Annotated in this window: 35 protein-coding genes; 32 read left to right on the top strand and 3 right to left on the bottom strand. The window is 38.2% G+C overall.

Annotated features, from left to right (window positions below):
• Positions 1–21 precede the first annotated feature (21 nt).
• From fusA to ACQV2P_RS03590, 3 genes are all read left to right on the top strand, one after another.
• Positions 22–2112, top strand: a complete 2091-nt coding sequence (gene fusA / locus ACQV2P_RS03600; RefSeq protein ID WP_428873229.1) for an elongation factor G — start codon at positions 22–24, stop codon at positions 2110–2112.
• A 141-nt stretch (positions 2113–2253) separates the two neighbouring features.
• Positions 2254–3441 (top strand): elongation factor Tu, encoded by a 1188-nt coding sequence (gene tuf / locus ACQV2P_RS03595; protein WP_428873231.1) that lies wholly within the window; start codon positions 2254–2256, stop codon positions 3439–3441.
• 122 nt (positions 3442–3563) lie between these two features.
• A complete protein-coding gene (locus ACQV2P_RS03590; protein ID WP_428875349.1) occupies positions 3564–4778 on the top strand; it encodes a mechanosensitive ion channel in 1215 nt (404 codons plus the stop codon).
• A 70-nt stretch (positions 4779–4848) separates the two neighbouring features.
• Here the strand turns inward: ACQV2P_RS03590 and ACQV2P_RS03585 are convergent, their stop codons facing one another.
• The 3 genes from ACQV2P_RS03585 to ppdK are packed head-to-tail and all read right to left on the bottom strand — an operon-like array spanning position 4849 to position 8927.
• Positions 4849–5670 carry a pyruvate, water dikinase regulatory protein gene (locus ACQV2P_RS03585; RefSeq protein ID WP_428875347.1) on the bottom strand — a complete coding sequence of 274 codons (822 nt, stop codon included), beginning with the start codon at positions 5668–5670 and terminating at the stop codon, positions 4849–4851.
• Position 5671: 1 nt separating this feature from the next.
• Positions 5672–6286: a helix-turn-helix transcriptional regulator gene (locus ACQV2P_RS03580; protein ID WP_258436781.1), complete on the bottom strand. Its 615-nt coding sequence runs from the start codon at positions 6284–6286 to the stop codon at positions 5672–5674.
• A 22-nt stretch (positions 6287–6308) separates the two neighbouring features.
• Complete coding sequence (gene ppdK, locus ACQV2P_RS03575; protein WP_428894633.1) at positions 6309–8927, bottom strand: pyruvate, phosphate dikinase; 2619 nt, start codon at positions 8925–8927, stop codon at positions 6309–6311.
• A 262-nt stretch (positions 8928–9189) separates the two neighbouring features.
• Here ppdK and nox point away from each other — a divergent pair, with 262 nt between their 5' ends.
• The 29 genes from nox to ACQV2P_RS03430 all read left to right on the top strand — a co-directional run bounded on the left by nox (position 9190) and on the right by ACQV2P_RS03430 (position 24174).
• A complete protein-coding gene (nox, locus tag ACQV2P_RS03570; RefSeq protein WP_428882165.1) occupies positions 9190–10533 on the top strand; it encodes a H2O-forming NADH oxidase in 1344 nt (447 codons plus the stop codon).
• 339 nt (positions 10534–10872) lie between these two features.
• The gene (rpsJ, locus tag ACQV2P_RS03565) at positions 10873–11181 is read left to right on the top strand and encodes a 30S ribosomal protein S10 (protein ID WP_428873238.1); all 309 of its coding nucleotides are present in this window, start codon (positions 10873–10875) and stop codon (positions 11179–11181) included.
• A gap of 25 nt (positions 11182–11206) precedes the next feature.
• Positions 11207–11842: a 50S ribosomal protein L3 gene (gene rplC / locus ACQV2P_RS03560; protein WP_428873239.1), complete on the top strand. Its 636-nt coding sequence runs from the start codon at positions 11207–11209 to the stop codon at positions 11840–11842.
• 25 nt (positions 11843–11867) lie between these two features.
• Entirely contained in the window at positions 11868–12491 is a 624-nt protein-coding gene (gene rplD, locus ACQV2P_RS03555; RefSeq protein ID WP_428894632.1) for a 50S ribosomal protein L4, read from the top strand.
• Positions 12491–12787, top strand: a complete 297-nt coding sequence (locus ACQV2P_RS03550) for a 50S ribosomal protein L23 (protein WP_090289517.1) — start codon at positions 12491–12493, stop codon at positions 12785–12787. Before rplD ends, ACQV2P_RS03550 begins: the two co-directional genes overlap by 1 nt.
• A 33-nt stretch (positions 12788–12820) precedes the next feature.
• Entirely contained in the window at positions 12821–13651 is an 831-nt protein-coding gene (gene rplB / locus ACQV2P_RS03545) for a 50S ribosomal protein L2 (protein ID WP_428873242.1), read from the top strand.
• 31 nt (positions 13652–13682) lie between these two features.
• The gene (gene rpsS / locus ACQV2P_RS03540) at positions 13683–13964 is read left to right on the top strand and encodes a 30S ribosomal protein S19 (protein WP_090289515.1); all 282 of its coding nucleotides are present in this window, start codon (positions 13683–13685) and stop codon (positions 13962–13964) included.
• 18 nt (positions 13965–13982) lie between these two features.
• Entirely contained in the window at positions 13983–14339 is a 357-nt protein-coding gene (gene rplV, locus ACQV2P_RS03535) for a 50S ribosomal protein L22 (protein ID WP_428873243.1), read from the top strand.
• 3 nt (positions 14340–14342) lie between these two features.
• Positions 14343–14999 (top strand): 30S ribosomal protein S3, encoded by a 657-nt coding sequence (gene rpsC / locus ACQV2P_RS03530; RefSeq protein ID WP_428875089.1) that lies wholly within the window; start codon positions 14343–14345, stop codon positions 14997–14999.
• 2 nt (positions 15000–15001) lie between these two features.
• The gene (gene rplP / locus ACQV2P_RS03525; protein ID WP_258436790.1) at positions 15002–15436 is read left to right on the top strand and encodes a 50S ribosomal protein L16; all 435 of its coding nucleotides are present in this window, start codon (positions 15002–15004) and stop codon (positions 15434–15436) included.
• A complete protein-coding gene (gene rpmC / locus ACQV2P_RS03520; protein WP_090289511.1) occupies positions 15426–15620 on the top strand; it encodes a 50S ribosomal protein L29 in 195 nt (64 codons plus the stop codon). Before rplP ends, rpmC begins: the two co-directional genes overlap by 11 nt.
• A gap of 25 nt (positions 15621–15645) precedes the next feature.
• Entirely contained in the window at positions 15646–15909 is a 264-nt protein-coding gene (rpsQ, locus tag ACQV2P_RS03515) for a 30S ribosomal protein S17 (protein ID WP_428873246.1), read from the top strand.
• Between the two features lie 31 nt (positions 15910–15940).
• Positions 15941–16309 carry a 50S ribosomal protein L14 gene (rplN, locus tag ACQV2P_RS03510; RefSeq protein WP_090289509.1) on the top strand — a complete coding sequence of 123 codons (369 nt, stop codon included), beginning with the start codon at positions 15941–15943 and terminating at the stop codon, positions 16307–16309.
• Positions 16310–16335: 26 nt separating this feature from the next.
• Positions 16336–16641 carry a 50S ribosomal protein L24 gene (gene rplX, locus ACQV2P_RS03505; RefSeq protein WP_428873248.1) on the top strand — a complete coding sequence of 102 codons (306 nt, stop codon included), beginning with the start codon at positions 16336–16338 and terminating at the stop codon, positions 16639–16641.
• Positions 16642–16661: 20 nt separating this feature from the next.
• A complete protein-coding gene (gene rplE, locus ACQV2P_RS03500) occupies positions 16662–17204 on the top strand; it encodes a 50S ribosomal protein L5 (RefSeq protein WP_428873250.1) in 543 nt (180 codons plus the stop codon).
• A gap of 14 nt (positions 17205–17218) precedes the next feature.
• On the top strand, positions 17219–17404 hold the full coding sequence (locus ACQV2P_RS03495) for a type Z 30S ribosomal protein S14 (protein ID WP_428873252.1): 186 nt from the start codon (positions 17219–17221) through the stop codon (positions 17402–17404).
• A 34-nt stretch (positions 17405–17438) separates the two neighbouring features.
• Positions 17439–17837, top strand: coding sequence for a 30S ribosomal protein S8 (gene rpsH / locus ACQV2P_RS03490; RefSeq protein ID WP_428873254.1), 399 nt, complete (start codon positions 17439–17441; stop codon positions 17835–17837).
• Between the two features lie 31 nt (positions 17838–17868).
• The gene (gene rplF / locus ACQV2P_RS03485) at positions 17869–18405 is read left to right on the top strand and encodes a 50S ribosomal protein L6 (protein ID WP_428873256.1); all 537 of its coding nucleotides are present in this window, start codon (positions 17869–17871) and stop codon (positions 18403–18405) included.
• A gap of 51 nt (positions 18406–18456) precedes the next feature.
• A complete protein-coding gene (gene rplR, locus ACQV2P_RS03480; protein ID WP_428873258.1) occupies positions 18457–18813 on the top strand; it encodes a 50S ribosomal protein L18 in 357 nt (118 codons plus the stop codon).
• Positions 18814–18833: 20 nt separating this feature from the next.
• Positions 18834–19337, top strand: a complete 504-nt coding sequence (gene rpsE, locus ACQV2P_RS03475) for a 30S ribosomal protein S5 (protein ID WP_428873259.1) — start codon at positions 18834–18836, stop codon at positions 19335–19337.
• A gap of 11 nt (positions 19338–19348) precedes the next feature.
• Positions 19349–19528 (top strand): 50S ribosomal protein L30, encoded by a 180-nt coding sequence (gene rpmD / locus ACQV2P_RS03470; protein WP_428873260.1) that lies wholly within the window; start codon positions 19349–19351, stop codon positions 19526–19528.
• A 31-nt stretch (positions 19529–19559) separates the two neighbouring features.
• A complete protein-coding gene (gene rplO / locus ACQV2P_RS03465) occupies positions 19560–20000 on the top strand; it encodes a 50S ribosomal protein L15 (RefSeq protein ID WP_428873262.1) in 441 nt (146 codons plus the stop codon).
• On the top strand, positions 20000–21292 hold the full coding sequence (secY, locus tag ACQV2P_RS03460; RefSeq protein WP_428873264.1) for a preprotein translocase subunit SecY: 1293 nt from the start codon (positions 20000–20002) through the stop codon (positions 21290–21292). The genes rplO and secY overlap by 1 nt, the downstream gene beginning before the upstream one ends.
• Positions 21293–21327: 35 nt before the next feature.
• Positions 21328–21981 (top strand): adenylate kinase, encoded by a 654-nt coding sequence (locus ACQV2P_RS03455; protein ID WP_428873266.1) that lies wholly within the window; start codon positions 21328–21330, stop codon positions 21979–21981.
• A 25-nt stretch (positions 21982–22006) separates the two neighbouring features.
• Positions 22007–22225, top strand: a complete 219-nt coding sequence (gene infA, locus ACQV2P_RS03450; protein WP_090289497.1) for a translation initiation factor IF-1 — start codon at positions 22007–22009, stop codon at positions 22223–22225.
• A gap of 23 nt (positions 22226–22248) precedes the next feature.
• Positions 22249–22362 carry a 50S ribosomal protein L36 gene (gene rpmJ / locus ACQV2P_RS03445; RefSeq protein ID WP_006908512.1) on the top strand — a complete coding sequence of 38 codons (114 nt, stop codon included), beginning with the start codon at positions 22249–22251 and terminating at the stop codon, positions 22360–22362.
• 22 nt (positions 22363–22384) lie between these two features.
• Positions 22385–22738: a 30S ribosomal protein S13 gene (rpsM, locus tag ACQV2P_RS03440; RefSeq protein WP_428873267.1), complete on the top strand. Its 354-nt coding sequence runs from the start codon at positions 22385–22387 to the stop codon at positions 22736–22738.
• Between the two features lie 25 nt (positions 22739–22763).
• Complete coding sequence (rpsK, locus tag ACQV2P_RS03435) at positions 22764–23156, top strand: 30S ribosomal protein S11 (protein WP_090289495.1); 393 nt, start codon at positions 22764–22766, stop codon at positions 23154–23156.
• Positions 23157–23229: 73 nt separating this feature from the next.
• On the top strand, positions 23230–24174 hold the full coding sequence (locus tag ACQV2P_RS03430; RefSeq protein WP_428873268.1) for a DNA-directed RNA polymerase subunit alpha: 945 nt from the start codon (positions 23230–23232) through the stop codon (positions 24172–24174).
• Positions 24175–24195: the final 21 nt, after the last annotated feature.

Genomic DNA, 24195 nt, shown 5'->3' with positions numbered 1-24195 from the left:
AGGAAAGAGGGGTAAATATACATGGGAAAAAGAGCATTTTCTCTTGAGAAAACTCGTAACATTGGAATTATGGCCCATATAGATGCTGGTAAGACAACGACTACTGAACGTATCTTGTATTATACCGGTAAGATCCATAAGATCGGTGAGACCCACGATGGTGGAGCTCAAATGGACTGGATGGAGCAAGAGCAAGAACGTGGTATTACCATTACTTCTGCTGCAACAACAGCTCAATGGAAAGAACACCGTGTAAATATCATCGATACACCAGGACACGTGGATTTTACGGTTGAGGTTGAACGTTCATTACGTGTATTGGATGGAGCGGTTGCCTTATTAGATGCTCAATCAGGTGTAGAACCTCAAACTGAAACAGTTTGGCGTCAAGCTACTACCTATGGAGTACCTCGTATTGTATTTGTTAATAAAATGGACAAAATGGGAGCTGACTTTGAATATTCACTAAGAACCCTTCATGAGCGCTTAGACGCAAATGCAGTAGCTATGCAAGTTCCAATCGGATCTGAAGATGAATTCAAAGGAATCGTCGATATTGTTCATAAAAAAGCATATATTTATAATAACGATTTGGGGACAGAAATAGAAGAAACAGATATCCCAGAAGAATATCAAGAAAAAGCTGCTGAATATTATACAACTTTAGTTGAAGCAGTAGCTGATACTGATGAAGAAATTATGATGGCTTATCTTGAAGGGGAAGAAATTCCTGAAGATGTTTTGAAAAAAGCTATCCGTAAAGCAACAGTTAATGTTGACTTATACCCAGTCTTCTGTGGTACAGCCTTCAAAAACAAAGGGGTTCAATTATTACTAGATGGTGTTATTGATTACTTACCAAGTCCACTAGATGTTCCACCAATTATTGGTTTCGAACCAGGAAGTGAAAAGGAAATTGAACACCATGCGGATGACAGTGAGTCATTTGCAGCTTTAGCCTTCAAAGTTATGACAGACCCATTCGTTGGTCGTTTAACTTTCTTCCGTGTTTACTCAGGAACATTGGCATCTGGTTCATATGTTCAAAACGCAACTAAAGATTCGCGTGAGCGTGTAGGTCGTATCTTACAAATGCACGCTAACTCTCGTGAGGAAATTGCTGAAGTATTCTCGGGAGATATTGCTGCAGCTGTTGGTCTTAAGAATACAGGAACTGGAGATACTTTATGTGACCCAGATAACTTAGTTATTCTTGAATCAATGGAATTCCCTGATCCAGTTATTGAGGTAGCGATTGAACCTGATTCAAAAGCTGACCAAGATAAGATGGGCTTAGCCTTAGCTAAGTTAGCTGAAGAAGATCCAACCTTCCGTGCTTCAACTGACCATGAGACTGGTCAGACAATTATTGCCGGAATGGGAGAATTACACTTAGATATCATCGTTGACCGCTTAAAACGTGAATTTAAAGTTTCAGCTACGGTTGGTGCACCACAAGTTTCTTACCGTGAGACCTTCCGTGCCGCGACACAAGCTGAAGGTAAATTCGTTCGTCAATCAGGTGGTAAAGGTCAGTATGGTCACGTTTGGATCGAATTTGAACCAAATGAAGAAGGCGCTGGCTTTGAGTTTGAGAATGCGATTGTTGGTGGGGTTGTTCCTCGTGAATACATTCCAGCAGTAGAAGCAGGATTGAAAGATGCGATGGAAAATGGTGTCCTAGCAGGATTCCCATTAGTAGATATCAAAGCTAAGCTTTACGATGGATCTTATCACGATGTTGACTCTTCTGAAACAGCTTATAAGGTTGCGGCTTCAATGGCACTTAAGGCTGCTGCTAAGAAAGCACAACCTTCAATCCTTGAACCAATGATGGCTGTTGAAGTAACAGTTCCTGAAGAATATTTAGGAGATGTTATGGGACACGTGAACTCTCGCCGTGGACGTATTGAAGGTACTTCAACACGTGGAAACGCACAAATTGTTAAATCATTCATTCCTTTATCAGAAATGTTTGGCTACGCAACGACTTTACGTTCTTCAACTCAAGGTCGTGGTACATTTACAATGCAATTCGACCACTACGAAGATGTTCCAAAATCAATCGCTGAAGAAATCATCAAAAAATACGGTGGGTCTTCAGAAAATTAATCATAAGCAATAAAGGCTTATTAAGAAGAAAGACCAAGGTTAAGGGAAATATCCGTTGAATTCACTTCAATATCTTTGGTATAATAATTTTGATAGATTACATAATCTATAAACACTTTAAAATTAGGGGGATTTACTCAAATGGCAAAAGAAAAATACGAACGTACGAAACCGCATGTTAACATTGGTACTTTAGGACACGTTGACCACGGAAAAACAACTTTATCAGCTGCAATCGCGACTGTATTAGCTAAAAACGGATTCGGTGAAGCTAAGGACTATGCTTCAATCGATAACGCTCCAGAAGAAAAAGAACGTGGAATCACAATCAACACTTCTCATATCGAGTATGAAACTGCTAACCGTCACTATGCACATATTGACGCTCCAGGACACGCGGACTACGTTAAGAACATGATCACTGGTGCTGCTCAAATGGACGGTGCGATCTTGGTTGTATCTGCAGCTGATGGCCCAATGCCACAAACTCGTGAACACATCTTATTATCGCGTCAAGTAGGAGTTCCTTACTTCGTAGTCTTCTTAAACAAAGTAGACATGGTTGACGATGAAGAATTATTAGAATTAGTTGAAATGGAAGTTCGTGACATGTTATCAGAATACGACTATCCAGGAGATGACATTCCAGTAATCGCAGGTTCTGCTCTTAAAGCTTTAGAAGGCGACGAAGCTTATGAAGCTAAAGTATTAGAGCTAATGGAAGAAGTAGATGCATATATTCCAGAACCAGAGCGTGACACTGACAAGCCATTCATGATGCCAGTCGAAGACGTATTCTCTATTACTGGTCGTGGTACAGTTGCTACAGGACGTGTTGAACGTGGACAAGTTCGTGTAGGTGACGAAGTTGAAATTGTAGGTATCGCTGAAGATACTATGAAGTCTACAGTAACTGGTGTAGAAATGTTCCGTAAGATGTTAGACTATGCTGAAGCAGGGGACAACATTGGTGCATTATTACGTGGAGTTACACGTGATGATATTGAGCGTGGACAGGTATTAGCAGCTCCAGGAACTATTACTCCACATACTAAGTTCGAAGCGGAAGTATATGTACTTTCTAAAGAAGAGGGTGGACGTCATACACCATTCTTTACTAACTATCGTCCTCAATTCTACTTCCGTACAACTGACGTAACAGGTGTTGTAGAATTACCAGAAGGAACTGAAATGGTTATGCCTGGTGACAACGTATCTATGACAGTAGAATTAATTCACCCAATCGCTATCGAAGACGGAACTCGTTTCTCAATTCGTGAAGGTGGACGTACTGTAGGTGCAGGTACTGTTACTAAAATTAATGCTTAATTAAATATTAAGAACAAAAGCCAAGCAAAGTACTTGGCTTTTTTATTTTAGATTAATGTTTGTTGTATCAAGCTTAATCATGCTATACTAAAAGTAAATAAAATTTAGAAAGGGGAATGACGATGGATTTTAACAGTGTTGTTAGCTCTATTCCTGGAATAATAGGCTCATTACTTTTATTAATAGCAGCATTGATTTTGGCGCATTTTGCGAGAAAATATGCGATTAAGGCTATGGAGAGTATCGACTTTGACTTGAAATTACAAAAATGGGGGTTAGCTAGAACCGATGAGGAATCTAATGCCTTCTTAGAAACAATAGGCACTTTATTATATTTTATTATTGTACTTTTCTTTGTACCTTTCATTTTAAATGGATTAGGATTGGCAGGGGTTGTTGATCCAATATCTAATATGTTTGCGAAGTTTTTTGCTTACATTCCAAACATTATTGCAGCCGTTTTAATTATATTCATTGGCAACTTATTCTGTAAGTTTGTTAAACAGTTAACGCAAAACTTACTAGAAGGTTTCAATTTAGATAAGTGGTATAGTAAGATGACGGGGCAGGAAGAAAAAGAAAGAGTCAATGATACACATCTAGCTGAAGTGTTTTCGACCGTTGTTTATGTCTTAATATTTATTCCGATTTTAACAGTGGCCCTTGAAACACTAGGTATTCAGACTATTTCAGCACCGATTGTCGGTGTATTAAACTCTGTAATGTCAGCAATTCCTAATATAATTGTGGCAGTTATTCTTGTTTTTGTCGGTGGCTTCATTGCAAAATTGTTAGGTGATTTATTAGAAAGCCTATTAAAGACATCTGGTATCGACCAATATTCAAAATATTTAAATTTTAAAGGTGAAAGCCATATCCAAATTTCAAGCGTGATTGCTCAAGTGGCTAAATCACTATTACTTATTTTCTTTATTGTCGAAGCTATTTCAGTTCTTAACTTAGAAGTATTAAATGCGATAGGCACTTCTATTATTGCCTACATCCCTGATGTAATAGCTGCGGCGTTAATCTTAGCGGTAGGAGTAATTGGTGGTAATATTCTTGCAAGCTTTTTGAAAGAAGTTTCTGGTAGTAAAGTATTTGGAGAATTTGTTCGTTATGCTATTATTGTATTGGCGATTTTCATGACATTGAACCAATTAAAGTTTGCTCCAACAATTGTTAACGCGGCCTTTATTATTATTCTTAGTGCGGTAGCTGTTGCCTTCGCTCTTGCAGTTGGAATAGGTGGTAAGGATTTTGCTGCACGTCAACTAGAAAATATTGAAAAAAGCATTGAACACGAAGAAAAAGAAGAAGAACAGCAAAGATTCTAAAACTAATCAAAACAAAAAGCTCGCTATTCTTAATTGAATGAGCGAGCTTTTTTGTGATTGTAATTACGATTTATTGAATCAGTCGATTATAGTGACCAATGATTTGTTCAGATAACTCTTCAATCGATTGATTCTCTACATTAATCACGGTGGCACCTAGTTGATGATATAAATCATCTGCGAACATCAATTCTTGCTTTACTCTCTCAAGTGAAGAGTAAGTAGCTTTTTCACCTAACCCCATCATTTCGACTCGTTTTTTACGAATGTTTTGGATATATAGAGGAGAGGCAATCAAACCATATATTCTTCGTGAATCAGCCTGATAGATTTCATCAGGAATGTGAACTTCTGGAAAAATTGGTAAGTTGGCTACCTTATATGATTTATTAGCTAGGTACATACTTAAAGGTGTTTTGGAAGAGCGTGAAACTCCTAGCAATACAATGTCAGCTAATTCGAATCCTTTACGATTTTTACCATCATCGTACTTCACTGCAAATTCAATGGCTTGAATACGATCGAAGTAGTGATCATCGAGTCGATGTAGGGTTCCTGATTTTTCAGTAGCTGTCATATTTGTTTTTTGTGAAATAAGGTCTAGAATGGGGTGGATTACATTATGATAATCTAATCCGTTTTTCTTTGAGAACTCACTGGCGTAATTTTCTAGACCTTCATCAACTAAAGTAGTGATTAAAATCGCATTCACTTTAGCAGCCTCTTCAAGTATGGGTTTTAATTCATCCCGGGTGTTAATAAATGGAAATCTTTTTAAACTGATGTTGGTTAACTTTGGGAATTGGGCTAAAGCGGCGTTGGTAGCGCGTAGGGCTGTTTCACCGACAGAGTCGGAAATGACATAGAATTTGTAAGAATTGGTTACTGACATATTATTCCTCCGATTGGCTTAATTCAACCAAAAGATTCACGATATGAGTTTTTGATACTTTGCCAAGTATTTCATAGTCAGCGGTTACGATTGGCAGTGAATCAATCTGGTGTTCAGATATTAGGCGTGCCGCATCAAGCACCGTTTGATCGGGTTGAGCGACAATAATATTTGGCATTCTGGTCATTATAATGGTTAAGGGTGTATCCATTAACTGACCAATCGCTGAGCGGAGTAAATCCTTACGCGACACGATACCTGCTAGCTTGTGGTCTTCTTCATCAATTACATAGATAGAACCAGCATCATACATAAATAAGTGAGTAATTGCGTTTTGGACTGTAGTATCAGGTGTAACTGTGATAGCCTGGACCATAATATCTTTAACAAGATACTCTGAAAATGCTTCATATAATAAGGATTTTTCAGTTAATCCAGAATAAATATAGCCTACTTTTTGACGAGCATCGAGGATGCCCGTCATGGTTAAGACAGCGAAATCACTACGCAATGTTGATTTTGTTAAACCAAGCTTACTAGCAATTTCGTCGCCGGTGATTGGTTCATTTTCTTTAACGATTGAGATGATTTCTTCTTGTCGGGGTGAAAGTTTCATAGTTCCCCTCCTAGTTAATTAATTATACGTTTTTAATAGCGCTTTGTGCAGCGGCTAATTGTGCAATTGGTACACGGTAAGGTGAGCAAGATACATATGAAAGCCCTACTTGGTGGAAGTGTTCAATGGAACGAGGGTCTCCTCCTAGTTCTCCACAAACACCAATTTTCAAGTTTTCTTTCACGGATCGTCCTCGTTCTACAGCTATCTCAACAAGTTCTTTAACAGCAAAAGTATCAATAGTTTGGAAAGGATCATCTTTTAAAATGCCTTGGTCAAGGTATTGATTTAAGAATTTACCAGCGTCATCTCGTGAGTAGCCAAAGGTTAGTTGAGTCAAGTCATTGGTTCCGAACGAGAAGAATTCAGCGTCATTTGCTAATTGATCGGCAATTAAGCATGCACGAGGTGTTTCAACCATTACTCCAACTGTAAATTCCATACTTACCTTTTCTTGCTTTAGAACATTTTCTAAGTGTTCTTTTATTTTTGCTTTCAAGTGAATTAATTCAGCTTGACTACTCACTAAAGGAATCATGATTTCTGGTTTAACTTTAACACCGTCTTTTGCTACTTTCATAGCTGATCGGATAACTGCTTCTGCTTGCATGATATATAAGTCAGGGTAGGACATTCCCATACGACAACCACGGTGGCCCATCATAGGGTTAACTTCCTTCATAGACTGCACCCGGTCACTCAATTCAGAAGCATCAATTTGAAGTTGTTTAGCAACTTGTTTGATTTCATTTTGACCATGCGGTAAAAACTCATGTAAAGGAGCATCTAACAAACGTACTACCACTGGTTTTTCTTGCATTAACTCAAAGATATGTGAAAAATCTTCGGTTTGGAAATTACGGATAGCATCTAAAGATGTTTGACGATCAGCAGGGTTTTTGGCAAGTAAGAATTTGCGGATGGCTATTAGACGGTCTTCTTGGAAGAACATATGTTCAGTTCTAACTAGTCCAATACCAACTGCTCCAAAACGTAAACCGTTTTCAATATCTGAAGCTGTTTCGGCATTCATACGAATAGCTAATTGAGCATGCTGACGAGACCATTCTAAGACCTTATCTAAGTCTTCATTTGCTCCGCCTGCAACTGTTGGGATTTCACCGATGTAAAGACATCCTGTCGTACCGTCTACAGAAATGATATCTCCTTCATTTAGTTGACCACCAGGATAAGATAAAGTCTTCTTATCTTCATTGATGTCCAATTCACTACAACCAGCTACACAGCATTTACCCATTCCGCGAGCAACAACCGCTGCATGAGAAGTCATTCCTCCTTGACTGGTTACAATGCCATTAGCAGAGTTCATACCCACAATATCTTCAGGTGAAGTTTCATGACGCACTAAAATAACTGATTTGCCAGCATCTGCCCACTCTTTTGCAGTGACTGCATCAAAAACGATTTGTCCAGTTGCAGCACCCGGACTGGCTGGCAAGCCCAACTTAGAAACTAATTCAGCTTGATTTAGAGCATTCGGATCAAAGGCAGGGTGTAGCAATGTATGGAGGGATTCTGGATTAATAGTTAGAAGGGCTTGGTCGGGTGATAAGATGCCTTCATTTACAAAGTCCACCGCAATTTTGACAGCTGCTTGAGCAGTCCGCTTGCCATTTCTTGTTTGCAGAATATACAATTTTTTATCCTCAATCGTAAACTCAATATCCTGCATATCCGAATAGTGCTTTTCAAGTTTCTTAGTTAATTCTATGATTTGTTGATAGATGTTAGGGAATTGGTCACGTAGACGATTAATTGAAACAGGGGTACGTATACCAGCAACTACGTCTTCTCCTTGTGCATTAGTTAAGTACTCACCGTATAATTCGTGCTTACCGTTTGCGGGATTACGTGTGAAGAGAACACCTGTACCAGAAGTTTCGCCACTATTACCAAAGACCATTTCTTGGATGTTAACAGCAGTACCTAAGTCATCTGGAATATTGTTTAAGCGACGGTAAACAATAGCCCGTTGATTATTCCAAGATTTGAAGACAGCTTCAACCGCTGCGTAAATCTGTTGGTAAACATCTTGAGGGAATGGATGGTTCAATTCTTCTTGATAGATAGCTTGATAATCTTTAACAATTCCTTTAAGGTGTTCAGCTGTCAATTCGTAATCATAGTGCAAATGATTGTCTAATTTAACTTGCTTAAGAATTTTTTCAAACTTAGCCATATCGATTTCATAAACGACGTTCCCATACATTTGTAGAAGACGACGATAACAGTCGTATGCGAAACGTTCATTGTTGGTGATTTGAGCTAATTTTAAGACATTTTCATCGTTAAGCCCTAAGTTTAATATAGTATCCATCATACCTGGCATAGAGATTTTTGCTCCAGAGCGAACGGAAACTAATAATAATTTTTCTGGATCATTAAAGGTCTTGCCTGAGATTTCTTCAAGATGGCTCACGGCTTCGGCAATTTCATCTTTAAGCTCAGTTTTTAACCCCTTAGCTTCCTCTAAGTATTCCAAACATGCTTGAGTCGAAATAGTAAATCCTTGGGGAACAGGGAAGCCTAGACTAGTCATTTCAGCCAAGTTGGCTCCTTTACCGCCTAATAGATCCTTCATTTTGGCATTTCCTTCACCAAATGCATAAACACGTTTCATCAACAAACCTCCTAAAAATTTAAGTAGTGCAACTTATCGTATTATATAATGCACACTATTACTTGTCAATCTAAAATAAGCCACAAAAATTATTGTTTTTAACGCTATGTAAGTTTAATAGTGTTGCTTATTTAAACGCTAAAATGTTTAATGAAAGCACATGATAAAAAGAAGGGTAAAAATTGTCTTATTTTCGAGAGTATGGTAAAATATAGGCGTACAATTAGCTTGTGAAAAAAACAATTTGGAGGCAGAAATATTTATGAAAGTGATCATCATTGGAACAAACCATGCTGGAATAGCAGCGGCAAATACTTTGTTAGAAAATTATCCAGAGCACGAAATTGTGATGTTGGAACGTAATTCAAATCTTTCTTATCTTGGCTGCGGAACAGCTTTATGGGTAGGTCGTCAAATTGATGATTATAAGGGTCTTTTCTATACAAACGAGGAGGCTTTCGCTAAAAAAGGAGCCCGAATTTATACTGAAACTGAGGTTTCTAACATCGATTTTTCGAATAAAAAGGTATACGCTCTGAAAAAAGATGGCGAAAAACTTGAGGAAAGCTATGATAAATTAATCTTAGCTACAGGATCATTGCCAATCACTCCTAAATTTCCGGGTTATGATTTGGAAGGATTACACTTCTTAAAATTATTCCAAGAAGGACAAGCGGTTGATAAAGCCTTAGCAGATAAAGGGGCAAAAAATGTTTGTGTAATTGGTGCAGGTTATATCGGTGTCGAAATTGCTGAAGCTGCTAAGAGACGTGGAAAAAACGTTCGCATTTTTGATGCTGAAAAAACTTCACTAGCTAGTTACTATGATCCTGAATTCGCTAAGATGATGGACCAAAACTTAGAGCGTAATGGCATATCAACACATTTTGGTGAATTAGTTCAAGAATATATCGGTGAAAACGGTAAAGTTAAGGCTGTGAGAACAGATAAGGGCACTTATGAAGCAGATGTGGTAATTAATTCAATCGGCTTCCAAGCGAATACCGAGTTAGGTAAAGACCATCTCGACTTATTTGAAGGTGGAGCATATCTTGTAGACCGCCATTTTAAAACATCAGATGATGATGTCTATGCGATTGGAGACTGTGCCAGCAATTACTCCAATGCCATTCAGGATACAACATACATTGCCTTAGCTTCTAATGCGGTTCGATCAGGTATTGTTGCAGCTCATAACCTTGCAGGTACTGAGTTGGAAGGAGCTGGTGTACAGGGATCAAACGGAATTAATATTTTCAACTTAAAATTAGTCTCAACTGGTTTGACGTTAAAGGCAGCTGAACTAGCAGGTGTTGATGTAGACTATGTAGAACATGAAGATACACAATTTCCCGGATTTATGCCTGAAAATCATCAAGTCAAAATAAGAATTGTCTATGAAAAGACAAGTCGTCGGATAGTAGGGGCTCAGCTAGCTTCAGATTACGATGTATCTTTATTAATCCATATGTTTTCACTAGCTATTCAAGAAGAAGTTACGATTGATAAGTTGGCCTTATTAGATACCTTCTTCCTACCTCACTTTAACCAACCGTATAATTACATTACTGTGGCTGCTTTAAAAGCTAAAAAACAATTAAAGTAAGATAATTTAAAATCCTCTATATAATAAGGTAGCAATTATGTTTTTCTAGGAAAATTGATATTAGTTTTCCTGCAGCTAAAAAACATAAAAGCTATCTTTTTTTATAAATACTCAAGAAAGCTTTGATTATCGCTTGCATTAGCAATCTATCTTCGGTATAATATCGGTTGTGTCAATTGGAGGGTTCTGCCCCGAAATGGGCACAATCCCTCGAGAAGAGGGAGATATGCAGTGAAACGAGAGGTTGTGACACGCCAGGACAAGTTGCCAAGGGCTGGTTTGTTAGAAATTCTTGTGGAGCAAGTCACATATTTTATATTGACGAAGGAGGAAATAAAAATGGCAAATCAAAAAATTCGTATTCGCTTAAAAGCATATGAGCACCGTGCTCTTGATGTTTCTGCAGCGAAAATAGTTGAATCTGCTCAAAGAACAGGGGCTAAGACATCGGGTCCAATCCCTTTACCAACAGACCGTTCTGTTTATACAGTTATTCGTGCAACACACAAGTATAAAGATTCTCGTGAGCAGTTCGAAATGCGTACACACAAACGTTTGATCGACATCGTTAACCCTACTGCTAAAACAGTAGACGCTTTAATGAAGTTAGACTTACCAAGTGGTGTGGACGTAGAAATCAAATTATAAAAAATAAAATAATGGAGGTGTACTCATGACCAAAGGAATCTTAGGAACTAAAGTCGGAATGACTCAATACTTTACTGAAAATGGTGAATTAATTCCTGTTACTGTTATCCAAGCTCCTGCAAACGTTGTTTTACAAGTTAAAACAGTTGAAACAGATGGCTATGAAGCAGTTCAAGTAGGATACCAAGATTTACGTGAAGTATTGACTAACAAACCACATAAGGGTCATGTAGCAAAAGCTAATGCTACTCCTAAGCGCTTCGTTCGCGAATTTCGTGATGTTGAGCTAGGAGAATATGAAGTAGGGCAAGAAATCACAGTTGAAACATTCGCAGTTGGTGACATCGTCGATGTGACGGGTACATCCAAAGGTAAAGGTTTCCAAGGAGCTATTAAGCGCCACGGACAATCTCGTGGACCTATGGCTCACGGTTCTCGTTACCACCGTCGTCCTGGATCAATGGGTATGGCGTCAGACGCTTCTAAAGTGTTTAAAGGTAAAAAATTACCTGGACAAACTGGTGGCGAACGTATCACTATTCAAAACTTGGAAATCGTATCAATAGATAGCGAAAACAATGTGATTCTTATTAAAGGAAACGTTCCAGGTGCTAAGAAGTCACTCGTTGAAATTAAACAAGCAATTAAAACAGTTAAATAATATCTAAGAGGGGAGGAACGAGCAAATGCCAAAAGTTACATTATTTAAACAAGATGGAACACAAGCAGGAGAAGTTGAATTAAACGAAGCAATCTTCGGAATTGAACCTAATGAAGCGGTAGTTTTCGAAGCAGTCGTAATGCAAAGAGCTTCACTACGTCAAGGGACTCACGCGGTTAAAAATCGCTCAGCCGTTAGCGGTGGAGGACGTAAACCGTGGAGACAAAAAGGAACTGGACGTGCGCGTCAAGGTTCTACTAGATCACCACAGTGGGTAGGCGGTGGAATTGTCTTTGGACCAACACCTCGTTCATACAGTTACAAATTACCTAAGAAAATGCGTCGTTTAGCCTTAAACTCTGTACTATCTCAAAAAGTTATGGTTGAGAAGTTAACAGTTGTTGATGAATTAGTCTTTGACGCACCAAAATCAAAAGAATTCAAAGCGGTATTAAACAACTTAAATATTGATAGCAAAACATTATTAATCTTAGAAGGTGCAAATGAAACAGCGTACTTATCTGCACGTAACATTCCAAATGTAAAAGTGATTGATGATTTGAATGTGAATGTTTTAGATGTAATTAATGCGGATCGTATCTTAATTACAAGAGCTGCGCTTTCAACAGTAGAGGAGGCTTTAGCATAATGCAATTATCAGAAGTTTTATTACGTCCAGTAATTACCGAACAATCAATGCTAGCCATTGATGATAATAAATATACTTTCGAAGTTGACCGTCGTGCTAATAAGACTCACATCAAGCAAGCTGTTGAAGCAATGTTTGAAGGTGTTAAAGTAGCGAAAGTTAATACTATTAATGTAGATGGAAAAGCAAAGAGAATGGGACGTTATCAAGGTTTCACTCGTAAGTACAAAAAAGCAGTGGTTACCTTAACAGAAGATTCAAACCGGATCGAATTGTTTGGCGAAGACGCTGAGTAATTCTGGAAAATATTAAAATAGGAGGGTAACGCAGTGGCAATTAAACATTATAAAGCGACGACTAATGGACGTCGTAACATGACTGGATATGATTTTTCAGAGATCACTACAAAAACACCTGAAAAAAGCTTGTTAGAGTCAAAAAAACAACGTGCAGGTCGTAATGGTCAAGGAAAAATAACCGTACGTCACCACGGTGGTGGAAATAAACGTGCTTACCGTGTGATTGATTTTAAACGTAATAAAGATGGAGTAGTCGGAACAATTAAAACAATTGAATACGATCCAAATCGTACTGCTAACATTGCTCTAGTGCATTATGAAGACGGTGTTAAAACATATATTCTAGCACCTAAAGGCCTTAAAGTAGGCCAAAAAATTGAGTCCGGTGACAATGCGGATATCCAAATAGGAAACGCTTTAGCACTATCTAATATTCCGGTTGGTACAGTTATTCACAACGTGGAATTAAAACCAGGAAAAGGTGGACAATTAATTCGTTCAGCTGGTACAAGTGCTCAAGTTTTAGGACAAGAAGGCAAATACACTCTAGTTCGTCTGAACTCAGGTGAAGTTCGCATGATCTTATCAACTTGCCGTGCAACGATCGGAACAGTTGGTAACGAACAACACGAATTGATTAATATTGGTAAAGCAGGACGTTCTCGTTGGTTATCAAAACGTCCAACTGTTCGTGGATCTGTAATGAACCCTAACGATCACCCACACGGTGGTGGTGAAGGTCGTACTCCAATCGGTCGTCCATCACCAATGACACCATGGGGTAAAAAAGCTATGGGTGTTAAAACTCGTAACGCTAAGAAGAAATCTAGCAAATTAATTATTCGTGGACGTAAGAAATAATAACCAATAAATTCTGAAGGGAGGCTACATTGTGACTCGTAGTTTGAAAAAAGGACCTTTTATAGATGAACATTTAATGAAAAAGGTAGAGGCTCAACAAGATGCCCAAAAAAAACAAGTGATTAAGACATGGTCTCGTCGTTCAACAATTTTCCCTAATTTTATTGGGATGACAATTGCTGTATATGATGGCCGTAAGCACGTGCCTGTATTTATCCAAGAAGATATGGTCGGTCATAAGTTAGGAGAGTTCGTTCCTACACGTACATATAGAGGCCACGTTGACCAAGATAAGAAAACTAAGAAACGCTAATAAGAGGAGGTATATAAGATGTCTGAACAAATTACATCTGCTAAGGCAATGGCAAAAACAGTTCGAATTGCTCCTCGTAAAGCTCGCTTAGTAATGGATCTTATCAGGGGCAAGCAAGTTGGAGAAGCAATGGCTATTTTGAAGTTCACTCCAAAAGCTGGTTCACCAATTATAGAAAAAGTATTAATGTCAGCTATTGCAAATGCTGAACATAATTATGACTTAGATTTAGAAACGTTGTATGTAAGTGAAGCATACGTTAACGAAGGACCAACCATGAAACGTTTCCGTCCTCGTGCTAAAGGGTCAGCTTCACCGATCTTAAAACGTACAAGCCACATTACAATTGTGGTATCAGAAAAAGAGGAGGCTTAATTAATGGGTCAAAAAGTACATCCGATTGGAATGCGAGTTGGCATCATCCGCGATTGGGATACTAAATGGTACGCAGACAAGCAATATGCAGACTATTTACACGAAGATATCAAGATTCGTGAGTATCTCTACAAGAAATTAGCTGATGCCTCTGTATCCGTTATTCAAATTGAACGTGCAGCAAACCGCGTTGTAGTTTCTGTTAACACAGCTAAGCCAGGTATGGTAATTGGTAAAGGTGGATCAGAAGTCGACGTATTACGTGCTGAACTAAATAAATTAACCGGCAAACAAGTTCAATTAAACATTGTTGAAATTAAAGAACCAGCATTAGATGCTAAATTAGTTGCAGAAGATATCGCTCAACAATTAGAAAACCGTGTGGCATTTCGTCGGGCTCAAAAGCAAGCCATCCAACGTGTGATGAGAGCTGGCGCTAAAGGAGTTAAAACGATGGTTTCTGGCCGTTTAAATGGTGCGGATATGGCAAGAACTGAGCACTATACTGAAGGAACAGTTCCATTACATACGCTACGTTCTGATATTGATTATGCTTGGGAAGAAGCAGACACTCAATATGGAAAACTTGGAGTGAAAGTATGGATTTGTCGTGGTGAAATCTTACCAACTAAAAATAACTCTCAGAGAGGAGGAAATTAATCATGTTAGTACCTAAACGTGTAAAACACCGTCGTGAATTCCGTGGTAAAATGCGCGGAGAAGCAAAAGGTGGAAAGCAAGTTGACTTTGGATCATACGGTCTAAGAGCTACAGAAACAGGTTGGATTACCAACCGTCAAATCGAAGCTGCCCGTATCGCTATGACACGTTATATGAAACGTGGTGGGAAAGTATGGATTAAGATCTTCCCTCATAAATCATATACAAGTAAAGCTATTGGTGTTCGTATGGGTAAAGGTAAAGGGGCACCCGAAGGATGGGTAGCACCTACAAAACGTGGAAAAGTTCTATTTGAAATTGACGGTGTGAGCGAAGAGATCGCTAGAGAAGCCTTCCGTTTAGCTTCCCATAAATTGCCAATCAAGACAAAATTTGTAAAACGTGAAGAATATGGTGGTGAATCGAATGAAAATTAATGAAATAAGAGAATTATCCACTGCTGAAATGGTTGAAAAAGAAAAAGAATTCAAGCAAGAATTGTTTAACCTTCGATTCCAATTAGCAACAGGACAATTAGAAAACACTGCCCGTTTACGTCAAGTACGTAAATCTATTGCTCGCATAAAAACAGTCTTGCGTGAGCAAGAATTGTCTAAGTAAAAACGACAAAGGAGGCACATATTAAATGACTGAACGTAACCAACGTAAAGTTTACCAAGGACGTGTAGTGTCAGATAAAATGGACAAAACCATTACTGTGCAAGTAGACACACGTAAAATTCATCCTAAATACGGTAAACGTGTAAAATATTCTAAGAAATATAAAGCTCATGATGAGTTAAATCAAGCTAAAGAAGGCGACATCGTACGTATCATGGAAACTCGTCCATTATCTGCTACGAAACGCTTCCGTTTATTAGAAATTGTTGAAGAAGCAGTAATTATCTAATAATTGCGAAAATCGGAAGGAGGATAACGAAATGATTCAACAGGAAAGTCGATTAAAAGTTGCTGATAATTCAGGAGCTCGTGAAGTGTTGACAATTAAAGTGTTAGGCGGATCAGGGCGCAAAACAGCTAATATAGGCGACGTCATCGTTGCAACGGTTAAACACGCAACGCCAGGTGGAGTTGTCAAAAAAGGTGATGTTGTTAAAGCAGTAATCGTTCGAACTAAATCAGGAGCTCGCCGTAAGGATGGTTCTTATATTAAGTTTGACGAAAATGCATGTGTAATTATTCGAGACGATAAGAGCCCACGTGGGACACGTATCTTTGGACCAGTTGCACGTGAATTGCGTGATAACAACTTCATGAAGATTGTTTCATTAGCTCCAGAAGTTCTGTAATTTTAAGAAAAAGGAGGAAACAGTTCATGCGTATTAAAACAGGAGATAAAGTCCTTGTGATTTCTGGTAAAGATAAAGGGAAACAAGGTACGGTTATTAAAAGTATTCCAAGTGAAGATAGAGTTGTTGTAGAAGGAATTAACATTGCGAAGAAACATCGTAAGCCAAGTCAAACACAAACTGGTGGAATTGAAGAATTCCCAGCAGCGATTCATGTATCAAATGTTCAATTAGTGGATCCAGAAACTGGCGAAGCAAGTCGTGTAGGTTACCGCTTTGAAGATGGCAAAAAAGTTCGTTTTGCTAAAAAATCAGATAAAACTATCAATTAATTAGAAGGGAGGAACTTTAAATGACAAATCGTTTAAAAGAAAAATATCTTAATGAAGTTGCCCCAAAATTGGTAGAGCAATTTAATTATTCTTCAATTATGCAAGTCCCAAAAGTTGAGAAAATCGTAGTCAACATGGGTGTGGGTGACGCAACTGGAAATGCTAAAAACTTAGAAAAAGCAGTGGATGAATTAACTTTACTTTCTGGGCAAAAACCAATCATTACTAAAGCTAAGAAATCAATCGCTGGTTTCCGTTTACGTGAAGGCATGCCAATTGGTGCAAAAGTAACTTTACGTGGCGAAAGAATGTATGATTTCTTAGATAAATTAATCTCGGTCGCACTACCACGAGTAAGAGACTTCCAAGGGATTTCAAGCCGTGCATTCGACGGTCGTGGTAACTACACACTAGGTGTTAAAGAACAATTAATCTTCCCGGAAATTAGTTACGATAATGTAGATAAAGTACGTGGAATGGACATTGTTGTTGTAACTACTGCAAACACTGATGAAGAATCACATGCCCTTCTAAAAGAATTAGGCATGCCATTCAAGAAATAAAGGAGGCATTATCTTTGGCTAAAACATCAATGAGAATTAAAAACCAACGCAAACCAAAGTTCAAGGTTCAAGAGTATTCTCGCTGCGAACGTTGTGGTCGTCCGCACTCTGTGTACCGTAAGTTCAAGCTTTGCCGTATTTGCTTCCGCGAACTTGCTTATAAAGGACAAATTCCAGGCGTTAAAAAAGCAAGCTGGTAAGAAATATATAATTAATCAAAGGAGGTAAATCCACATGGCAATGACAGATCCAATTGCAGATTTTCTAACAAGAATTCGTAATGCAAACAGTGTAGGACATAAAATAGTATCTGCACCTTCTTCAAATGCTAAAGTTGCGATTGCTGAAATCTTAAAAAGAGAAGGTTTCATCAAAAACTTTGAAATCACTGAAGATAACAAACAAAATGAAATCACTATCTTCTTGAAGTATGGCCGTAATGATGAAAAGGTTATTACTGGTATCAAGCGTATTTCTAAACCAGGATTACGTATTTATGCTAAGTCAGAAGATATTCCTAAAGTACTAAATGGTTTAGGGATTGCAATTATCTCAACATCAAATGGTGTGATAACAGATAAAGAAGCTCGTCAACAAGGTATTGGTGGCGAAGTGTTAGCTTATATTTGGTAAAACTTATAAAATTAAAGGAGGTGCAGCCCCTGTGAGTCGTATAGGAAATAATCCCGTAACAATTCCAGCTGGCGTAACCGTTTCAATGGATGGTCATACAGTGACTGTCAAAGGACCAAAAGGTGAATTAACTAGAGAAGTTAGTCCAAACATCAAGATTGAAATTAATGAATCAGAGATTACATTTAGCCGTCCAAACGATTCAAAAGTAAATCGCTCATTACATGGAACAACCCGTTCTTTAATTAATAATATGGTTGTTGGTGTTTCTGAAGGCTTTAAAAAAGAACTTCAATTAATTGGTGTTGGATATCGTGCTCAATTACAAGGTACTAAGTTAGTTCTAAACGTAGGTCTTTCACACTCGGTTGAGTTTGAAGCTTCAGAAGGTGTATCATTTGAAGTTCCTTCAAACACACAAATCATTGTTAACGGTTATAATAAAGAAAAAGTTGGCGAATTAGCAGCTAATATTCGTGGCATTCGACCACCTGAACCATATAAAGGCAAAGGAATTCGTTATGTTGATGAATATGTTATTCGCAAAGAAGGTAAAACTGGTAAATAATCGAATTATTTATCAAATTAAATTCAAAATTAAATTAAAGAGGTGACCATTGTGATTACTAAACCAGATAAAAATAAGTCGCGTAAAAAACGCCATAATCGTATTCGTAATAAGATTTCTGGTACTGCTGAGTGCCCACGCTTAAACGTATTTCGTTCAAATACAAACATCTACGCTCAATTAATTGATGACGTAGCGGGTGTGACGCTAGCAAGTGCCTCTAGTAAAGATGAGTCAGTAGCTAAGGCAAGTAAAACAGAACAAGCTTCTGCTGTTGGAAAATTAATTGCTGAACGCGCTGCTGAAAAAGGAATTAAAGTCGTAGTATTTGACCGTGGCGGATATATCTATCACGGACGTGTTAAAGCCTTAGCTGAAGCTGCACGTGAAAATGGACTCGAATTTTAAGAAAAGGAGGAAACCGATCGATGGTTAATATTAAACCAGAAAATTTAGGTGAAATTGAAGAACGTGTAGTAGCGATTAACCGAGTAACTAAAGTTGTAAAAGGTGGACGTCGTTTACGTTTCTCAGCACTTGTAGTTGTTGGAGATAAAGAAGGACACGTTGGTTTTGGAACCGGTAAAGCTCAAGAAGTTCCAGAAGCAATTCGTAAGGCAATCGAAGCGGCTAAGAAAAACCTAGTAACTGTCCCAATGGCAGGAACAACGATTCCTCATGAAGTTATCGGTGAATTCTGTGGTGGACGCGTTCTGCTTAAACCAGCACAAGCCGGTTCTGGAGTGGCTGCAGGAGGGCCTGTTCGTGCCGTTATGGAATTAGCAGGTGTTGCTGATGTAACTTCTAAATCATTAGGTTCTAATACACCTATTAATATGATTCGCGCGACTGTTGAAGCTTTGAAGCAACTAAAAGTGGTTGAAGAAGTGGCTCAATTGCGTGGTAAAACAGTAGAAGAATTATTAAGTTAGGAGGAAAGTCCATGGCAAACTTAGAAATCACTTTAAAACGTAGCCTAATTGGTCGTAAAAAGAATCATGTAGCTACTGCCAAAGCTTTAGGGTTAACAAAAACTTATAAAACCGTTATAAAACCTGATAATGAAGCTATTCGTGGAATGCTCCAAACAATTAGTCACTTAGTAGAAGTAAAAGAAGCTTAAATCTAGTATACTAGTATAAGGAGGTGCCAATATGAAATTACACACATTAAAACCCGCTGAAGGTGCGCGCAAGGAACGTAACCGTGTAGGTCGTGGACAAGGTTCAGGTAACGGTAAATTAGCTGGTCGTGGACAAGGCGGACATAAACAGCGTTCAGGTGGCGGTGTACGGTTAGGATTTGAAGGAGGACAACAACCTCTATTCAGACGTTTGCCAAAACGTGGTTTCACTAATGTTAATCGTAAAGACTATGCAATTGTTAATCTTGAGACATTAAATATGTTCGACGAGGGAACCGTTGTATCACCGGCTTTATTGATTGAATCAGGTGTTATTAAAAAAGAATTATCAGGAGTAAAAATCTTAGGTGAGGGTAACTTAGAGAAAAAATTGACTGTTCAAGCTAGCAAGTTCTCTAAAACTGCAGAGGAAGCTATTACTGCAGCTGGCGGTTCAATCGAGGTGATCTAATGTTCACATTTATTAAGAATGCTTTTAGTTCGCGAGATGTTAGAAGAAGAATTCTTTTCACCTTGTTTATTTTAGCAATCTTTAGATTAGGATCGCATATCCCTATGCCAGGAGTAAATGCGAAAGTTTTAGATTCAATAGCAAGTAATGGTCTTTTGGGGCTCTTAAACACATTTGGTGGAGGAGCCTTAGGCCGGTATTCACTGTTTGCTATGGGAGTCTCGCCTTATATTACAGCTTCCATTATTGTTCAACTCTTACAAATGGATATTATTCCAAAGTTTACTGAATGGGCCAAGCAAGGTGAAGTGGGACGACGTAAATTAAACCAGTGGACGATATACTTAGCCATAGTCATAGGCTATATCCAATCAGCTGGTCTTTCATATGGTTTAAACCGTATGTCCGGTTTAGGTTTAATTAAGAATCCACAACCTTCCACCTATTTAACAATTGCTCTTGTCTTAACAGCTGGCAGCATGTTACTCGTTTGGTTAGGTGAACAAATTACACGTAAGGGTGTCGGTAATGGGATTTCTATTTTAATTATGTCAGGTATTCTAGCACAAATTCCACAGGAAGTTGTCGCTTTTGTGAATACGATGATCATTGGAGCTGGCGACAAATTGGGAATCAATATTCTAATTGGTTTAGGAGTTGTTCTAGCTCTTATTGTTATGACAACCATTGTCGTCATAATGGAAAGGGCTCAGCGTCGCATCCCGATCCACCACTCCAAAAAAGTATCTGGCGCTAGACATATGGCGCATTTGCCGCTAAAAATTAACTCTGCTGGAGTTATTCCAGTCATCTTTGCGACATCATTTTTAACTACGCCTCAAACGATTATCGGTTTAATTAATCCAAATCCTGAAGGTGGCGTGATGGAATTACTTAGCAAGGTATTAAACATTCAGCATCCGTATGGTGCGGTATTCTATACAATTCTTTTAATCGCATTCACCTTCTTCTATTCATTAATTCAAGTGAATCCAGAAAAGGTAGCTGAAAACTTACAGAAACAAGCTGCATATATTCCGAGTGTACGGCCAGGAAAAGATACTGAAGATTACATTACTCGTTTAATTAATCGCTTGAGTGGTGTAGGTTCAATTTACTTAACAGTGATTGCACTATTACCAATTGTCGTGAGCTTCATTTGGAAAGTTCCCGCTAATATTGCTTTGTCAGGTACAAGTTTGCTAATTGTAGTTGGAGTAGCGATTGAAACAGCTAAGCAAATTGAAGGTCGTATGATTAAACGTCGGTATCAAGGTTTCTTGAATTTATAATTGCGTAATAGACAAATATAAAGGATGATTAATTAATGAATATATTATTAATGGGTTTACCTGGGGCTGGTAAAGGAACTCAGAGTGAACAAATTACTCGAGACTATCCGGTTGTCCATATTGCTACTGGCGATATATTCAGGCAAGCGATTAAAGATGAGACGCCACTAGGACTAGAGGCGAAATCATATACCGACAATGGTAATCTCGTTCCAGATGAAATTACTAACGGACTTGTTAAAGAACGTTTAAATCAAAGCGACGTAAAAGAAAATGGCTTTATGTTGGATGGCTATCCAAGAACTTTACAACAAGCCCGCGCTTTAAGTGACAACCTTGAAAGCCTCGATTCTAAAATCGATGCCGTTATTTACATTGATGTGGCTCCTGAAGTTCTAAAAGAACGCTTAAGTGGAAGAATTATCTGTGGATCTTGTGGAGCAAGTTACCATAAGATTTATAATCCACCAAAAGTAGAGAACACATGTGATTCATGTGGCGCTCATGACTTCTATCAACGTGAAGATGATAAACCTGAAAAAGTTGCTCATCGTATTAATCTCCAAATGGAATCGATTCAACCAATTCTAGCTTATTACGAAGAACTTGGATTGTTGCACCGAGTGAGTGGAGAAAATTCTATCGATCAAGTTTATAGCAAGATTCAAGAAGTGTTAAGTAAATTATAAAACTTCGTCCATAGGAGGTAAGTGAATGGCAAAAGATGATGTAATTGAAGTAGAAGGTATTATTATGGAAACTCTACCGAACGCTATGTTCAAGGTAGAACTTGAGAATGGTCATGAAATATTAGCACACGTCTCTGGTAAAATCCGTATGAATTATATCCGTATTCTACCTGGAGATAAAGTCACTGTTGAATTATCCCCTTATGACCTTTCTCGTGGCCGCATTACCTATCGCTTTAAGTAGTCTACGAAATAAGGAGGAGTATAATGAAAGTTAGAGCATCAGTAAAACCAATTTGTGAAAAATGCAAAGTTATTCGCCGTAAAGGAAAAGTTATGGTGATTTGTCAAAATCCAAAACACAAACAACGTCAAGGATAATAATTAAGAAGGAGGAAATTGCATGGCTCGTATTGCAGGAGTAGATATTCCCCGCGAAAAACGTGTGGTTATTTCTTTAACGTATATCTTCGGTATCGGCAACTCAACTGCTAAGAAAATCTTAGAAGAGGCAAATGTTTCTGAAGATACACGTGTAAAAGATTTAACGAACGACGAATTGGATCGTATCCGTGAAATCATTGATAAGATTCGTGTTGAAGGAGACTTACGTCGTGAGGTCAGCATGAACATCAAACGTCTTCAAGATATTGGTTCATTAAGAGGTATCCGTCATCGTCGTAACTTACCTGTACGTGGACAAAACACTAAAAATAATGCACGTACTCGTAAAGGTCCTAAGAAACCAATTAGATAGAACTTAACAAAGGAGGTTAAAATTCATGGCAAAACAACAAGCACGTAGAGGTCGTCGTCGTGTTAAAAAGAATATTGAAAAAGGAATTGCTCATATTCGTTCAACCTTTAACAATACGATTGTTATGATCACTGATGTGAATGGAAATGCTGTTTCATGGTCATCAGCTGGATCACTTGGATTCCGTGGTTCGAAGAAAGCAACTCCATTTGCAGCGCAAATGGCATCTGAGGTTGCAGCTAAAGGAGCAATGGATCATGGCATGAAGACAGTCGAAGTAACTGTTAAAGGTCCAGGTTCAGGTCGTGAGTCTGCAATCCGTTCATTACAAGCAACTGGATTAGATGTTACAGCTATTCGTGATGTTACACCAATTCCACACAACGGATGCCGTCCACCAAAACGTCGCCGTGTATAATGATAATTGTGTAGAATCCGTTTAGAAACGAAATTATCATCGCGACAAACGTTTTGAAAGGGGCAAATAATCGATGATCGAAATTGAAAAACCAGATATTAGAACGATTGAAATCAGTGACGATGCTAAGTATGGTAAAATTGTCGTTGAGCCACTTGAACGTGGTTATGGAACAACCCTTGGAAATTCATTACGTAGAATTTTGTTATCTTCATTACCAGGATCAGCGATTACAAGTGTTCAAATTGAAGGCGTAGTTCATGAATTTGCTACAATAAAAGGCGTGGTTGAAGACGTTCCAACCATCATTTTGCATTTAAAAGAAGTAGCTTTCAATACACATACAGAAGAAGATAAGGTGATCGAATTAAATGTTGCAGGTCCTAAAACAGTAACAGCAGCAGATATTATTCATGATAATGAAATCGAAATCCTAAACCCTGACTTGTATATTTGTACCTTAGCAGAAGGTGCTCAATTGAATATGCAAATGAATGTGTCAAATGGTCGTGGATTTGTTCGAAGTGAACATAATAAGCGAGAAGATACACCAATTGGTGTATTGCCGATTGATTCGATCTACACTCCAATCAAAAAAGTAAACTATCAAGTTGAAAATACTCGGATTGGACAGCGAAATATTTATGATAAGCTTACATTGGATATATGGACCGATGGGTCAATAAGTCCAGAAAAAGCTCTAAGTTTAGCTGCAAAAATTTTAACTGAACATTTAAATATCTTTGTAGATTTGAATGATGAAGCACGTAATACTGAAATTATGGTAGAAAAAGAAGAAGCAGAAAAAGAAAAAGTTCTTGTCATGACGATAGAAGAACTTGATCTGTCTGTTCGATCTTATAATTGTCTAAAGCGTGCCGGAATAAATACAATTCAAGAGCTAACTAATAAATCCGAAGCTGAAATGATGAAGGTTCGTAACCTCGGCCGTAAGTCATTAGATGAAGTGAAAAATAAATTAGCTGGTTTAGAATTAAGCTTACGTGAAGAAGACTAGTAGAGAGTAAAGGAGGAAACT

The organism is Facklamia sp. P12932, from assembly GCF_050409545.1.
In the GTDB taxonomy this organism is placed as follows: domain Bacteria; phylum Bacillota; class Bacilli; order Lactobacillales; family Aerococcaceae; genus Facklamia.
This window is presented reverse-complemented; position numbering and strand designations above follow the sequence as displayed.

What these genes read in the sequence shown, in the direction of transcription:
- rpmJ (WP_006908512.1), top strand. Translation starts at nt 22,249, where the DNA reads ATGAAAGTTAGAGCATCAGTAAAACCAATTTGTGAAAAATGCAAAGTT.
- fusA (WP_428873229.1), top strand. Translation starts at nt 22, where the DNA reads ATGGGAAAAAGAGCATTTTCTCTTGAGAAAACTCGTAACATTGGAATT.
- ACQV2P_RS03550 (WP_090289517.1), top strand. Translation starts at nt 12,491, where the DNA reads ATGCAATTATCAGAAGTTTTATTACGTCCAGTAATTACCGAACAATCA.
- infA (WP_090289497.1), top strand. Translation starts at nt 22,007, where the DNA reads ATGGCAAAAGATGATGTAATTGAAGTAGAAGGTATTATTATGGAAACT.
- rplV (WP_428873243.1), top strand. Translation starts at nt 13,983, where the DNA reads ATGTCTGAACAAATTACATCTGCTAAGGCAATGGCAAAAACAGTTCGA.
- ACQV2P_RS03585 (WP_428875347.1), bottom strand. Translation starts at nt 5,670, where the DNA reads ATGTCAGTAACCAATTCTTACAAATTCTATGTCATTTCCGACTCTGTC.
- nox (WP_428882165.1), top strand. Translation starts at nt 9,190, where the DNA reads ATGAAAGTGATCATCATTGGAACAAACCATGCTGGAATAGCAGCGGCA.
- rplP (WP_258436790.1), top strand. Translation starts at nt 15,002, where the DNA reads ATGTTAGTACCTAAACGTGTAAAACACCGTCGTGAATTCCGTGGTAAA.
- rplO (WP_428873262.1), top strand. Translation starts at nt 19,560, where the DNA reads ATGAAATTACACACATTAAAACCCGCTGAAGGTGCGCGCAAGGAACGT.
- rpsM (WP_428873267.1), top strand. Translation starts at nt 22,385, where the DNA reads ATGGCTCGTATTGCAGGAGTAGATATTCCCCGCGAAAAACGTGTGGTT.
- rplC (WP_428873239.1), top strand. Translation starts at nt 11,207, where the DNA reads ATGACCAAAGGAATCTTAGGAACTAAAGTCGGAATGACTCAATACTTT.
- ACQV2P_RS03580 (WP_258436781.1), bottom strand. Translation starts at nt 6,286, where the DNA reads ATGAAACTTTCACCCCGACAAGAAGAAATCATCTCAATCGTTAAAGAA.
- rpsK (WP_090289495.1), top strand. Translation starts at nt 22,764, where the DNA reads ATGGCAAAACAACAAGCACGTAGAGGTCGTCGTCGTGTTAAAAAGAAT.
- rpsE (WP_428873259.1), top strand. Translation starts at nt 18,834, where the DNA reads ATGGTTAATATTAAACCAGAAAATTTAGGTGAAATTGAAGAACGTGTA.
- tuf (WP_428873231.1), top strand. Translation starts at nt 2,254, where the DNA reads ATGGCAAAAGAAAAATACGAACGTACGAAACCGCATGTTAACATTGGT.
- ACQV2P_RS03590 (WP_428875349.1), top strand. Translation starts at nt 3,564, where the DNA reads ATGGATTTTAACAGTGTTGTTAGCTCTATTCCTGGAATAATAGGCTCA.
- rpsC (WP_428875089.1), top strand. Translation starts at nt 14,343, where the DNA reads ATGGGTCAAAAAGTACATCCGATTGGAATGCGAGTTGGCATCATCCGC.
- ACQV2P_RS03455 (WP_428873266.1), top strand. Translation starts at nt 21,328, where the DNA reads ATGAATATATTATTAATGGGTTTACCTGGGGCTGGTAAAGGAACTCAG.
- rplX (WP_428873248.1), top strand. Translation starts at nt 16,336, where the DNA reads ATGCGTATTAAAACAGGAGATAAAGTCCTTGTGATTTCTGGTAAAGAT.
- rplE (WP_428873250.1), top strand. Translation starts at nt 16,662, where the DNA reads ATGACAAATCGTTTAAAAGAAAAATATCTTAATGAAGTTGCCCCAAAA.
- rplD (WP_428894632.1), top strand. Translation starts at nt 11,868, where the DNA reads ATGCCAAAAGTTACATTATTTAAACAAGATGGAACACAAGCAGGAGAA.
- ppdK (WP_428894633.1), bottom strand. Translation starts at nt 8,927, where the DNA reads ATGAAACGTGTTTATGCATTTGGTGAAGGAAATGCCAAAATGAAGGAT.
- ACQV2P_RS03430 (WP_428873268.1), top strand. Translation starts at nt 23,230, where the DNA reads ATGATCGAAATTGAAAAACCAGATATTAGAACGATTGAAATCAGTGAC.
- rpmC (WP_090289511.1), top strand. Translation starts at nt 15,426, where the DNA reads ATGAAAATTAATGAAATAAGAGAATTATCCACTGCTGAAATGGTTGAA.
- rpsJ (WP_428873238.1), top strand. Translation starts at nt 10,873, where the DNA reads ATGGCAAATCAAAAAATTCGTATTCGCTTAAAAGCATATGAGCACCGT.
- rpsH (WP_428873254.1), top strand. Translation starts at nt 17,439, where the DNA reads ATGGCAATGACAGATCCAATTGCAGATTTTCTAACAAGAATTCGTAAT.
- rpsQ (WP_428873246.1), top strand. Translation starts at nt 15,646, where the DNA reads ATGACTGAACGTAACCAACGTAAAGTTTACCAAGGACGTGTAGTGTCA.
- rplN (WP_090289509.1), top strand. Translation starts at nt 15,941, where the DNA reads ATGATTCAACAGGAAAGTCGATTAAAAGTTGCTGATAATTCAGGAGCT.
- secY (WP_428873264.1), top strand. Translation starts at nt 20,000, where the DNA reads ATGTTCACATTTATTAAGAATGCTTTTAGTTCGCGAGATGTTAGAAGA.
- rpmD (WP_428873260.1), top strand. Translation starts at nt 19,349, where the DNA reads ATGGCAAACTTAGAAATCACTTTAAAACGTAGCCTAATTGGTCGTAAA.